This is a genomic window from Rhodococcus sp. GQ147 (assembly GCF_059759155.1).
In genome coordinates, this window is the sequence record NZ_JCAXDU010000009.1 from 87,837 (window position 1) to 101,341 (window position 13,505).

Annotated in this window: 8 protein-coding genes; 4 read left to right on the top strand and 4 right to left on the bottom strand. The window is 70.9% G+C overall.

Annotated elements, in window-relative coordinates:
* Positions 1-104 precede the first annotated feature (104 nt).
* Genes AC6CID_RS12355 through AC6CID_RS12365 form a run of 3 tightly spaced genes read right to left on the bottom strand, consistent with a single transcriptional unit; the run spans position 105 to position 5,980 of the window.
* Complete coding sequence (locus tag AC6CID_RS12355; RefSeq protein WP_033096239.1) at positions 105-1,682, bottom strand: DUF7159 family protein; 1,578 nt, start codon at positions 1,680-1,682, stop codon at positions 105-107.
* Positions 1,673-4,150, bottom strand: a complete 2,478-nt coding sequence (locus AC6CID_RS12360) for a LuxR C-terminal-related transcriptional regulator (RefSeq protein WP_498354020.1) — start codon at positions 4,148-4,150, stop codon at positions 1,673-1,675. The genes AC6CID_RS12355 and AC6CID_RS12360 overlap by 10 nt, the downstream gene beginning before the upstream one ends.
* Positions 4,151-4,159: 9 nt before the next feature.
* A complete protein-coding gene (locus AC6CID_RS12365; protein ID WP_498354021.1) occupies positions 4,160-5,980 on the bottom strand; it encodes an Hsp70 family protein in 1,821 nt (606 codons plus the stop codon).
* A gap of 264 nt (positions 5,981-6,244) precedes the next feature.
* Between AC6CID_RS12365 and AC6CID_RS12370 the strand changes: the two genes are divergently transcribed.
* From AC6CID_RS12370 to AC6CID_RS12385, 4 genes are all read left to right on the top strand, one after another.
* A complete protein-coding gene (locus AC6CID_RS12370; protein ID WP_498354022.1) occupies positions 6,245-8,287 on the top strand; it encodes an IniB N-terminal domain-containing protein in 2,043 nt (680 codons plus the stop codon).
* Positions 8,288-8,358: 71 nt separating this feature from the next.
* The gene (locus AC6CID_RS12375; RefSeq protein ID WP_064061282.1) at positions 8,359-10,176 is read left to right on the top strand and encodes a dynamin family protein; all 1,818 of its coding nucleotides are present in this window, start codon (positions 8,359-8,361) and stop codon (positions 10,174-10,176) included.
* Positions 10,173-11,636: a dynamin family protein gene (locus AC6CID_RS12380; protein ID WP_217579505.1), complete on the top strand. Its 1,464-nt coding sequence runs from the start codon at positions 10,173-10,175 to the stop codon at positions 11,634-11,636. The genes AC6CID_RS12375 and AC6CID_RS12380 overlap by 4 nt, the downstream gene beginning before the upstream one ends.
* A 95-nt stretch (positions 11,637-11,731) precedes the next feature.
* Entirely contained in the window at positions 11,732-12,508 is a 777-nt protein-coding gene (locus AC6CID_RS12385) for a MerR family transcriptional regulator (protein WP_006553030.1), read from the top strand.
* A 55-nt stretch (positions 12,509-12,563) separates the two neighbouring features.
* On the opposite strand, the gene AC6CID_RS12390 is transcribed toward AC6CID_RS12385, so the two are convergent.
* The gene (locus AC6CID_RS12390; protein WP_498354023.1) at positions 12,564-13,475 is read right to left on the bottom strand and encodes a hypothetical protein; all 912 of its coding nucleotides are present in this window, start codon (positions 13,473-13,475) and stop codon (positions 12,564-12,566) included.
* Between the last annotated feature and the right edge of the window lie 30 nt (positions 13,476-13,505).

The following is a 13,505-nucleotide window of genomic DNA, read 5'->3' on the forward strand; positions in this document are numbered from 1 at the left end:
ACAGGTGCTTCGTGGAATCGGCGAGCCGACCCGCGGGACAGCCTACGGGACGGCCCGGCGACCGCCGATAGTGCCGTAGGTCACCACTCGGATACCCGCGCTGTCTAGCTGCCGGTCTCAGTCTCTGTCGTTTCCGGAATGTCCGTCGAGGGCGGTTCCTCAGAAGGGTCGGGATCGGTCGGGGCAGTCGTCGGCTGGGTCGTCGTGGTGGTGGTACTGCCACCGCTCCCGCCGCTGCCACCACTGCCGCGTCCGCCACCCGAGGAATCATCGGGCTGGTTCCGCCGCGACCAGCCGGTGCTCGAGGTGGTTGAGGACGTGCTCGAGGTGGTCGAGCCGGGCGACGACGACGAAGAGGACTGTTCGCTCGTGCCGGTGGTGGGATCGACCCAGGTCTGCTGCACGACCGGCGGGGCCACCGGGACCGCCTGCTCGGCGGTGGCCGGCTCGGTCGACTCCTCGGTGGTGGTCTCCTCGGTGCTGCGGGGAGCCGGCGGCTTGCTCGACTTCGAGGTCGTCGTGGTTGCGGGAGCGGTCGGGGTCTCGGCGACCTGCGTGCCCGCGGTGGCCGTCGGGGAGTCCCGCAGCCCGAACACCAACGCGCCGACGCCTACCAGCAACGCGATCGCCGCAGCCGCCGCGATGGCCGTGACCTTCGACGAGCGACCCGAGGGCTTCTCGTCGGCGGCATCTCCGGCTGCGACGGCGGCGACCGTCGCCTTCGGCGTGTTCGCCGCGGCGGCAGCGGGCGTGGCGCCCGGAGGGGGAGTCGCGGTGATCTTCGAGATCACCGCGGTGATCTCGGGGTCGAGTTCGCTGCGTCGCGGTTCGGTGAGCTTGGCGGTGGGCAGGATCTGCGTCGAACCGAGGAGGTCGACCGAGCCGGCGGCCGCGGCGAGAGCGGCGCCCCGCACCATCGTCTGGTGCGGGGCGGGCGCCAAAGCACACCGCACACCGAGACCGGTCTTCACCGACTGTGCGACGAGCTGCGCGGCGCTCGGATCGACTGCTTCGTCGATCGTGACGACGATGGCGTCGAGGTTGCTCACGAGCCAGCCGAACGCGCCGAGCGCCGACGAGAGCTGCGCGGCGACCGACGGAGCGTCGTCCTCAGGGAATCGGAAGGCCTTACCCGCCGCGACTCCAGAGCGCACGAGCGTGACGGTCGAGCCCTGCGGGTCGATGTGGTAGACCGCGAGGAGCCGTCCGGTCTGGTGCGCGACCTGCGATTCGAACCATGCCGCGGCGGCCTCGGCGTCGGAGACGAGCGAGACGTGACGCAACCCGACGTAGTCGAGGGCGTTGCGCAGCACCGCGACCGTCGAGCTCGGCCAGTCGGTGGGATGCGTCGCCACAGCCGTGTACGGGGTGTCGCCGATGAGGGAGGCTGCGTCGGCGAGGAGACATTCCATGGCCGTTGCGACCAGGTCTTCGGCGCGGGAGAGTGACCCGTCGTTGGCGCGGACACCGCCGGAGTGGCCGAGGCGGTCGACGAAGCCGGTGAAGGAACTGGTGTGCCCGTCGACGACGTCGTGGTCGCCCAGCGTCGCGGTGCCGTCGGAATGCAGGTGGACGGCGGTGAACCGCTCGATCGGTGCGGGGTCCGGCCGTCCCGGCGTCGGTGAGGTGACCGCAACCGACGACACGGTGGTCCCCACCCTCAGGCCTACGCCTACGGACATGCCGGCTTTCCTCCATTCCGGTCGGAGTGCATGTGACGGGATACATCTGCGCCGTGCCCCATGGCTCGGAGCAGTGACAGGAGCTCCGAGCGGGAACCGGCACCGAGTCGGCGCCGGATACGGGCGACATGATGTTCCACGGTCTTCGCGGAAATGTACAGGTGGTTCCCGACTTCTCGGTAGGTGAGGCCCGAAACCACCAGGTCGGCCACCTGCGCCTCGCGCTCGGACAGTGCGCCCGGTTTCTCCCGTGCGCCGAGGGGTGATTCGTCCGGAACGCTCGGGGGAGCGGCGGGGGCGACGTCGACCGGTGCGCGACCGGCCGGGCCGTCCTGCCGGATCGTCCGCGCGACCTGCAGCAATCCGGTGGCGACGGTGGTGTCGTCCGTCCGGAGCGCTGCTTCTCCCGCGAGCTTCGCGCCGTCCCACGGGAGACCCACGGACGCGAGGGACTCGGCCGCCTCGCGGATGCGCGTCGCGTCGACCTCACCGCGCAGCACCGAGAGCCATGCATGCCCGGCCCGCGCGAGCACCGCGGCGTAGGCAGTGGTCTCCGCGGCCAGGGCGAGCGCGCGGGCGTGCGGGACAAGGTCGGCCGGACGGTCCGCGGCGATCGCGGCCTGCACTCCGTACCAGTGCAGCGCCGCACCCCACAGCGGTGGCTCGCCGAGGGTGGTGAGCAGCGCACGGGCACCGACGACGAGGTGCGCGACCCGCGCGGACTCCCCGAGGCGGACGGCGGCCAGCCACAGTTCACCCAGGGGCAGCAATCCGAACAGGTCGACGGAGTACTCGGCGACGACCGCCTGCGCGGCCTGCCATCGCACCGTCAACGCTCCGAGGTCGGCGTTGCGTCGCGCCAGCCCGACCTGCAGGGCGTGGAAGAAGAGGAGATTGCGTTGCCCGGTCACCTCGGGAGCGACGGCTTCGGCGGTCGCCGCGGCGGCGGTGAGATCACCGCCGAGCATCTCGGTCCACGCCACCAGGATGCGATTGCGCACGGTGGGAGTCTCCGGACGGTCGAGGATCGCGCGTGCGTGCCCGAGTTCGCCCGAGTGCAGACACAGCAGTGCGGCGACGGCGTCGACCGTGTCGGGCCAGGCGCGCAACGAACCGTCGGATCCGAGGCTCGTCAATGCGCGGGCGAGGTGATTCATCGCGATCCGGCCGTCGCCTCCGACGGATTCGCGCAGGCCCTCCTCGAGCAGTCGTGCGGCGGAGGCCGCCGAGGTCGGCGCACCCGAGGCGGCGGCACCGCGGAGACGTTCTGCGGCCGAGGGGCGTCCGGCGGCGAGCAGCACTGTGGCGGCGAGAGGAGCGTCCGTACCGACCCGTTCGGGGCCGAGCCATTCGAACAGGTCGGCGCTGCGGTCGAGCATGCCGCGATGCGCGGCGATACTCGCGGAGATCCGGGTGGCGGCGCGCACGTCGTCGACGTCCACCGTGTCGGCGCGGTCGAGCAGCCGGTCGGTGACCTGCTCGGCTCGCTCGAGATCCCCTGCCGCAAAGGCGACTTCGGCGCGTCGCACTGCGAGGGCATCGGGATCGGCTCCCGCCGGTACCGCGGCGTCGAGAAGATCGGCGGCCTCGCGCGGCGTTGCGTCGACCGCGAACTCCACGAGCCGTCGGGCGAGATGCGGATCGGTGAGGCCGATCGTGGCGAGCCCCCGGGCGAGGTGCGGCGTGAGTGTTCCGGCGTCGATGCGTGTCGCGAGGAGGCGGCGGGCGACGGCGAACAGGTTGTGTCTCCCGAGGACCGCGGCGGGCACGCCGCTCGCTCCCGCAGTGAGACTCGCTGCATCGGCCCCGAGCAGACCGCTCGCGCGGGCCGCGTCGACGAGATCGAGGGCCCGCTCGGCGGGTACCTCGAGTACGGCGGAGAGTTCGCCGGGATCGAGCGCCGCACCGAGATCGACGAGCGCGAGGGCTGCGGTGAGATCGAGATCGGCGAGGAGCTGCCGGCGGATCCCCTCCTCGACGGCCTGCCGGACATCGGCCTCCGTCCGCACGGCTTCGAGGGCGGTGTCGACGAGATGCGGTACGCCGCCCGTCAGGCGGTGCAGGGCACGCACCTGGGGTGGCGCGAGCCGAAGCTCGAACGATGCCGCGCGACCGGCGATCTCACGGGGCGTCCACGAGCCCAGTTCCACCACTGTCCCGTTTCCCGCGAACGCTGCGGTCAGCGAACGCATCTCGGCTCGGTGGGGTCGAGCTTCGGTGGCCACGACGATTCCGGTCGGCGCATTCCGGACGTGGTCGACGAGCTCGTGCAGTTCCGCGGCGGTCATGCGGTGCGCGTCGTCGACGGTGCGGGTGTCGCCGAGATCGGTTCGGAGCGAAGCGAGTACGGCGGACTTCCCGCTTCCGGTGCCGCCGACGAGCAGCAGTCGCGGGGGAGCGGCCGCGGTCAGGGCACGCGTGACCTCCCGGGGGACCGGGCGTCGCGGAGGAGCGGGAGCGGACGTCATCGGGATCGGTCAGCGTCCGGTTCCGAGCAGTCCGCCGACGACCTGCCCCGTGCCGTCGAGGACACCCCCGACCACGTTGCCGGTGCCGTCGAGCACCCCGCCGACGCCGTTACCGACACCCTCGACGACCGCACCGGCACCCTGACCTGCGCCGGACAGGGCGTCGCCGACGCCGCTGCCACCCGTGCTCGGCGGGGTCGGTTGCGGCGCAGGCTGAGGGGCGGGCGCCGGGGCCGGAGCAGGAGCGGGTTGCGGCGCAGGCTGGGGTGCCTGCGGGCTTTGACCGGGTGCTACCGGCGCGGGTGCGGTCGGGTCCGGCGCAGGTACAGCGCCGGTGGGTGCGGCGCCGGAAGCGGGCGTCGCGGCGACCGGAACAGCGGTCACGGTGCCGTCCGGTCCCTGCACCCCGATCGGGACGGTGGTTCCCGCCTCGGACGGCTGCGCGCCAGTCGTGCCGGGAACGGTCGTACCGGGGACGGTCGCGGTGGTGGTCGAGTTGCCGGCCACGACCTCGCTCGACGGACCCACCTCCGAACCGGGTGTCTCGGCCTCCGACGACAGGGTGCCGATCGCCAGTCCACCCCCGGCGAGGACGACGACGGCAGCGACAGCGGCACCCACCAGCGCGAACGAGCGGGCACGGGCGCGTGAGGGTGTGCCGGACCCGGTGTCGACGACCGCAGGCCGATGCGCGGCGGCGACCGGCGGCGCCTCAGCGGCGGGCACCACCGGGAGCGCGACGGTCTCGGGCTCGTCGTCGACGACAGGTGCAGGAGGCGCCATCGGCACCGCGGCAGTCGGGGCACCGTCCGCGGCTGCTGCAAGCGCGGCCCCATGCGCTGCGGTGAAGGCCGGTCGCGCCGACGAGACGATCGGCAGACCCAGCTCCGACGAGATCAGTTCGGCGACGAGCGGGGTGGACGAGCCACCACCGATCAGCAGTACGCGTCCGATGTCCGCACGATCGAGCCCGGCCCCGCGGATCGCGTCCTGCACCACGGCGAGCGACGCCCCGAGCGGTTCCCGGGCGAGTTCCTCGAACTCGCTGCGCACCAGACGCAGGTCGCGGTGCAGGCCGGGCAGCGCGACCGGCACCACCGTCTCGGTGTCGCTGGACAGTGCCTCCTTCGCCGCGCGGCACCGACCGCGGAAGTCGGCTAGTGCCGCGACGGTCGCGGAATCGAACGGATCGAGGCCGGTCGAGTCCCCGCCGAGCGTTTCCAGCAGATAGGTCGTGACGAGATGGTCGAAATGGTCGCCGGAGACGTCGTCGCTGCTCAACGGGCGGCCCAGCAGCATGGGATGGGCGCCGCCCTGCACGACGGTGACGTCGAGGCTGCGCGCACCGAGGTCGTAGACCACCGTCACGTCGTCTCCCAGCGGCCCGTGTGTGGCGTCGAGCCAGCGCACCGCCGCGATCGGTTCGGGGATCGTCCGTGCGGTCACGCCGGCGCGGACGAGTGCCGCCTGTAAGGTCTCGACGGTGTGAGCCGACCACGCGGCGGGATGTGCCAGCATCGTCGGCACATCGGAGGTGCCGGTGCGGTACTGCAGGCAGGCCACGGTCGACGCGACGAGATCCTCACCGAGATAGGTGGAGCCGTCGTCGGCGAGGATGCCGACCGGATCGCCGACCCGGGCCGCATAGCCGGAGAACACCTGCGCACCGGGGGCCGGGGTACCGGCGCCGAGGACGAAGGCTCCGCCCTCGGGGAGGTGGAGTTCGGTGGGGACCGACAGAACGCTGGGATCGCCGGCTCGGGGCTGGTCGAGCACGGTGAGGGCCACCGAGTTGACTGCCCCGATCGTGACGCCGAGTCCTGAATACATGCACGCTCCCGTGTTCTGGGCGGACATCGGTCCGCGATCTCGTTCCACCGTTCGGTCTCGATGAGCCTGTCGTTCCCGCCGCGCGGCCCGTTAGCGCCCACGCCGCCACCGGCCCGATCGTAGGGACTGTCCCCTAACGACCCCCACGCCCCCGAACCCCGATCCCCTAACGGGTGACGGCGGACAGGGGGCCGCACCCCCTGTGCCCGCGACCGGCCGTTTCGTAGCGTCGTCCGTAGATCCCGACGACTCAGGAGACACGCGATGGCCACCAACGCCGTACTCGACTTCATCCTCAGCCTGTTCCGTGACGAGAAGGAACTCGCCCGGTACTGCAACAACCCCGAGGCCGTCCTCGCCGAAGCCGGATTGGACAGCGTGTGCCACGCCGACATCGTCGCCGTCGCCCCGCTCGTTGCGGACAGTGGTCTGTTCGCCGGAACCGCCGCCGAACTGACCGCAGCGCTGAACGGTGCGGCGAACGTCGGGGCGTCGATCGCAGGCACCGCCGCAGCCGGTCTGGGCGGAGCAGCGGGCCTCGGTGGCGCAGTGGGCCTCGGTGGCGCCGCCGGCCTGGGCCTCGGTGTCGGAGCAGGCCTCGGTGGGGGCCTGGGTCTCGGTGGTGGACTTAACCTCGGCGGCGGACTGGACCTCGGCGGGACCGTCGGCGCGCAGACCGGGATCGTCGTCGACCTCGGTGCGCAGCTCGGAGCGGCGCTCGAAGCCGGTGGCGAACTCGGCGCTTCCCTGGGTGCAGCGCTCGGTGGTGCTCTCGACTCAGGCCTCGAACTCGGCGGATCCTTCGACGTCGGAGGTGCCGTGGCCGGAGCGCTCGAAGGTGGGCTCGGCCTGGGCGTCGGTGCCGCTGCAGACCTGGCCGCGGCGATCGACGCGGCCGTCGAGGCCTCGGGCGGCCTCGGCGCAGATCTCGCCACGACCCTCGAAGGAGCCTTGGGCATCGGCGGCACCCTCGGCGCCGACATCGGGCTTGCCCTCGGTGGCCTGCTGGAATCGGCCGTCGACGTCGGCGGCACCTTCTCGACCGAACTCACCGCGGCCCTCGAGGGCGGTGCCGAACTCGGTGCCGCACTCGGCACGACCCTCGGTGGCGTTCTCGGCGTGGGCACGGAACTGACCGGCGCGCTCGGCACGAGCCTGGGCGGCGTCCTCGGTGGTGTGGCCGATCTCGGCGCCGGACTGGGAACCGACCTTTCCGCCGGTCTCGACGCCGGTGTGGGCGCGACGCTCGGCCTCGGTGCGTCCCTCTCGGCCCTGCTCGGAGCGGGCGGTGGAGCTGCGGCCGATCTCGGCGCCGCGCTGGGGACCGTCATCGAGAACAGCGCGCAGGGCGGTCTGCTCGGCGGTGTCGACCTCGACGCGGTCCTCTCGGGTGGCGGTGAGATCGACGCTGAGGCCGGGGCGGGCGTCGAACTCGGCACGCTGGTCGGCGGGGTGCTCGGAGGTGCGCTCGGCCTCGAGACCACCGCGGCCACCGAACTGTCGTCGGCGCTGAACGTCGCCATCGGCTCGACCACCGGTATCGGCGCGACCGTCGATTCGACCGTGCAGGCGGGGACGAACCTCGGATCGGATCTGTCGTCCGTCCTCGGCTCGACCTTCGCGACCGGCGGCTCGGCCGGCGCCGAGCTCGGCCTGCAACTCGGCAGTGCACTCGAGACGGCCGCAGGGTCGGCGTCCCTCGATGCGGGGGCCGATCTCGGCACGCAGCTCGCGTCGACGATCGGCGGCAGCCTCGACGCCGGTGCCGAAGCCACCGGTCAGCTCGGCTACGCCCTCGACGGCGCACTGGACGCGGCGGCGGAACTCGGGGCCGGAGTGAACGTGGGAGCGGACCTCGGCGCGGCGATCGGCTCGGGGATCGGCGCGGCCGGTGGACTGGGAACGTCCGTCGATCTGGGTGCAGCCACCGATGTCGAGAACGGGTTGGATCTCGGTGGTGCAGCAGACCTGGGCGCGGCTGCCGACCTCGGTGTCTCCGGCGGTCTGGAGAGCGCAGCCGACCTCGGTGCCGAGCTATCCACGCAGGTGGGGACGGCCCTGTCGGGCGGGGTCGATACGGCCCTGTCGGGCGGGGTCGATACGGCCCTGTCGGGCGGTGCGGACAGCTGGGCATCGGTCGGCGAGGACGTCTTCGGCTCTGCCTCGGGAGCTGCGGGCTTGTTCGGCTCTGCCTCGGGAGCTGCGGGCTTGTTCGGCGAGGGTGGTCTCACCGCGACCTCCGGTCTCGGCGGCGACTCCTCTCTCGGCGCCACCGACTCCACCGAGCTCGACGAACTGCTGCCCTGACCCGCAGCGGTGCGGGCTCCGGGACATAATGTCCGGAGCCCGCACCGACGGAAGGCGAGTCGACGCAGCCCATGCAGCATTCACCGGATACGCAGCATCCATCCGATCCTTCGAGACGCCGAGCGCTCCTCGACCTGATCGACTCCGCGATCGCGCGATCTCGCAGCGCCAGGCGCAACGATCTCACCGACCGGTTGACGGCCGCCCGTACGAAGGTCTCCGACCCGCGACTGCGGGTGGTCGTCGTCGGGGGTCTGAACCAGGGCAAGAGCCGGTTCGTGAACGCTCTGCTCGGCCTCGAGGTGTGTTCCGTCGGCGACGACGAGACCACCGCGGTCCCCACGCTCGTGCAACACGGGCAGGAGCCGTCCGCCGAACTCGTCCCGACCGGTTCGGCGCCGCGCATCGCCGTGCCCTTCGACGACCTGCAGCAGGTCGCGCCGCGCAGCGCCGGCCGGGACGTCGACCGGCTCGAGGTGAGTGTGCCGAGTCCGCTGCTCGCCGACGGACTCGTGTTCGTCGACACCCCGGGTGTGGGAGGCCACGGAAACCCGCACACAGCAGCCACATTGACGCTCCTGGCCACCGCGGATGCGGTCTTCGTCGTCTCGGATGCGAGTCAGGAGTTCACCGCACCGGAGATGTCGTTCCTGCGACAGGTGCAGACGTTGTGCCCGGCGTCGGCGGTGCTCGTCACCAAGACGGACGTGTATCCGCACTGGCGCGCGATCGTCGACGCCGACCGCGAACACCTGCAGCGAGCGGGGATCGACCTGCCGCTGCTGCCCGTCTCGTCCCTGCTGCGCGAGTACGCCCTGCGCACCGAAGACGCCTCGCTGCAGCAGGAATCCGGCTTCGACGCGATCTACGACTTCCTGCGCGAACAGGTGGTCGCGCGCAACGCCGACTCGGCGCGACTGTCGGTGGCGCACGACGTGAAGACCGTCGTCGACCATCTCGCGCTCGGATGCGAGAGCGAACTCGCCGCCCTGCGCGACCCCGACTCCGGGAACGCCGCGATCGAGGACCTGCACCGGGCACGCGCCGCGACCGAGGCATTGCGGACGCGGGCGGCGCGGTGGCAGATCACGTTGTCGGACGGCATCGCCGATCTCGCGGCCGACATCGACCACGACCTGCGCGACCGGCTGCGCACGGTGACCCGCGACGCCGAAGCGTCCGTGGACGACTGTGATCCGGGCAAGGAATGGCCGCGGCTGGGGCAGTGGCTCGCCGAACAGGTCGCCGAATCCGTCGGTGACAACTTCGTGTGGGCGCACGAACGCGCCGAGGCGCTCGCAGGCAAGGTCGCCGAGCACTTCGCACTCGACGACGACTCCTTGCCGTCGTTGCATCTCGGCGACCTGTCGAGACTGCTCGAGCCCGTCGAGAACCTGTCCGATCTCGAATCGGGCCGGATCGGTATCGGTCAGAAGGTACTCGTCGGCATGAAGGGTTCTTACGGTGGCGTGCTGATGTTCGGTCTCGTCACCACCCTGATGGGGATGGCGCTCGTGAACCCGATCTCGGTGGGAGCCGGAGTCGTCCTGGGTACCAAGGCGTATCGCGACGACAAGCAGGTGCGGCTCGCCAAGCGCCGCGTCGACGCGAAGAGCGCGATCCGCGCCTTCACCGACGACGTGAGCTTCCAGGTCGGCAAGGAATCGAAGGACCGGCTCCGGCTCATCCAGCGTCAGTTGCGCGATCACTTCACCGAGATCGCAGAGCAGACACTACGTTCGCTCGACGAGTCGCTCGAAGCGGCCCGCCAGGCCGCGACCGTGCAGGAACAGGAACGCCGCCGTCGGATCGGTGAACTCGACACGCAGGTCGCGGAACTGGGCCGATTGCGCGAGCGCGCCGCGGAACTCGCGGGAGTGTCGGCGTGACCCCGACTCTCTCGCGCGCCCGCGACCTGCTCGACCGGGCACGCGCGTCGTACGGCGGGAACCCGGCCGTCGCGGACCGGCTCGACCACTGCGCCGCGCGACTCGATCAGCCGTTGCGGATCGCGCTCGCCGGATCGCTCAAGGCCGGCAAGTCGACCCTACTCAATGCGCTTGTAGGACAGGACATCGCGCCCACCGACGCGACGGAGTGCACGCGCGTCGTCACCTGGTACCGCAACGGACCCGTGCCGACGGTGAACGCCTGGTACGACGGGAACCGCCGCATGCCGGTGCCCGTGCAGCGTCCCGACGGCCGTTTGACCTTCGACCTCGGCGAACTCACCGCCGACCGCGTCGACTTCATCGACGTCGAATGGCCGGCCAGCGCGCTGGCGCAGACCACCATCATCGACACCCCGGGCACGTCGTCGTTGTCGCAGGACGTGTCGGCGCGGACCCTGGCGCTGCTCACCCCGGAGGAATCGGCCTCCGGTGCCGACGCCGTCGTCTACCTGATGCGTTCGCTCGGAGCCGCCGACGTCGAGTTCCTCGAACGGATCGGCCGGCACGTCGGCGGGGGATCGGGACCGCTCGGCATCGTCGGGGTGGTGTCGCGCGCCGACGAGGTCGGTGCGGGTCGTGCCGACGCGATGATGTCGGCGAAGCAGGTCGCGGCGAGGTTCACCGACGAACTCGAACGCACCGGACTGTGCCAGGCGGTCGTGCCGGTCGCCGGGTTGCTCGCCCTCGCCGCACGGACCCTGCGGCAGAACGAGTTCGCGGCCTTCGAGGCGCTCGCACAGGTGCCGGTGGAACAACTGCAGGTCGCGATGCTGTCGGCCGACCGTTTCGCGCGGCCCGACGTCGACCTGCCCGTCGACCCCGGGATGCGGGCACGTCTCGTCGACCGGTTCGGTCTGTTCGGCATCCGCACCGCAGTGCTGCTCGTGCAGCTCGGCGCGCGCGATTCACCGTCCCTCGCCGCCGAACTCGTCGCGCGCAGCGGGCTCGACGAGCTGCGTCAGGTCATCGACGTGCAGTTCGGTCAGCGTGCCGATCAGCTCAAGACCCATTCGGCGCTGCTGGCGCTCGAGCGGGTGTTGCACGCGTGCGGCGACCACGAGCTGCTGGGAGCCGTGCGACGCGAACTGGCCGACGACCACGGCTTCGCCGAACTCCGCCTGCTGGGCAGACTGCGGTCGTCGTCGGTGTCACTGCCCGACGAGGAGGTCCAGGCGCTGCAGCGCGTTGTCGGTGGATCCGGGATCGGCGCCACCCGGCGCCTCGGTCTCGCCGACGGCGCCTCACCTGCCGAGATCCGCGCTGCGGCCGTCGATGCGGTGCGGCACTGGCGATCCCGCGCCGAACATCCGCTGCTCGATCCGTTCACTGCGAAAGCCGCAGCGGTGGCAGCGCGCAGTGCGGAAGGGCTGGTCGCGGGAGCCGGCCGACAGATGTGAGCTGTAGCCGAACGATTCGGCTTGCACCTCACGTAACGTGAGGTCATAGCGTCGATCGTGCCGGCGCACGGAGTGCCGGTGGAAGTGGGTGGACGATGCCGGCGACTGGTTCCGGGCAGCAGACACGTTCCGGACAGCACTGGAAGGTGGGGCGTCTCGCAGCGGAGACAGGCCTGACCGTGCGGACCCTGCATCACTACGACGACATAGGCCTCGTGCGGCCGTCGGGTCGGACGGCGTCGGGCCATCGGCTGTACGAGGAGTCGGACGTCGAGAGGCTGTACCAGGTGCTGGCGCTGCGTCAGCTCGGGCTGTCACTGGACGCGATCGCCACGGTCACCGACGGCGACACCTCGCTGTCGGAGATCCTCGACGCGCACCGTGCCTACCTGGACGATCAGCTCGCGGCGACCCGCACGCTGCGTGCGCAGGTCGAGATGCTCTCCCGCACGGTCCGAACGTCGCCGGATGCATCGGTCGCCGACTTCCTTCACGTGATCCGAGGAGTGATCGAAGTGGACGACATCTTCGAAAGGTATTTCGACAAGGGACAGATCGCAGACCTCGCGGAACGACGCGCGATGCTGGGCGACGACGTCATCACGGCGGCAGAGACGTCGTGGCAGGAACTCATCCCGCGTGTCGACGCTGCGCTGAGTTCGGGGATGGATCCGGCCTGTTCGGAGGCCCAGGAGATGGCACGGCAATGGATGGATCTGCTCGAGCAGTTCCACGGCGGCGACGAGGGCCTACGCGACAGCCTCTACCGCATGCACGAGGACAACGCGCAGCAGATCGAGCAGGAGTTCTGCGGGCCGAGTCGCGAACACATCGAGTTCATCACGAAGGCGAACGAGGCGCGATCTACGTAAGCACAGGGACGGATGCTCGATGTCGTCATCGAGCATCCGTCCCCGAATCGTGCAATCAACGTCGACGGGCTCTGCCGGCGGCGCGAACCAGGCGGGCGTGGACGGCCTCGAAGCGGAACAGATCCGCCCACGTCCATCGCACGACCTCGAAGCCCAGAGCCCTGATCGCATCCTCCCGCAGCTTCTCGCGATGGACGGTCTCGGCCGTCGCGCCGGGCTCGTCCGAGCCGTACTTGCTCCTTCCGTCGAATTCACCGACCACGCCTTCGTCCTCCCAGAGGAAGTCGGGACGAGCGACGAATGCTCCGGAAGGGGTCCGCAGCTCGTGCTGCAGCTTCGGCGCCGGTAACCCCGCCGACCGGATCCGTAGTCGGCTGAGCGACTCGCCGGGACTTTCGCTGCGACCGTCGAGGAAAGCAATGGTCCGCCGGGCAGCGGCGATCCCGTGCCGCATGCCGGACGATGCCAGCGCATCGAGGAGCAGGGGCGCGATATGGGGATGCGCCCGCAGCGCCGCGTCGCCGGCGATGACTGCCGAGTCCACCGACAGTGTTCGTGCCAGGTCGACAACCGTCCGCGCGACGGTCGTGGTGCGCAGACCCGCGACGACGCAGACCTCGTCGGGTTGGTAGGTGCACCTGTGTACATGGAGGGTCGGGGTGCGGCGTCCGCTCGACGGCCGTTCGCGGCTGATGTGCACCGGGGAGAGGTCGACGTCCCAGAGAGGAAGGCCGTGCAGCACCGCAGCGGAGACATGGCTGACGACGGCGTCCGGGGTGATCCGTCCTTGTCGCGCCAGTACGCGCGCACGGTGCAGGGTGAGCGGGTCGAGGTCCGCGCCACCGTCGACGTACACACCGCGCGTGACGTTCCGCAGTCGTCCCACACGGACAGCCTGACGGATCTCGTCCGAGGTCGTCCCGCCGGCCAGCAGGTCGGAGCGCAGAAGGAAGTTCGGTTCGTCCATGCAGCGAGGGTCGTGTACGGCGACGACGGA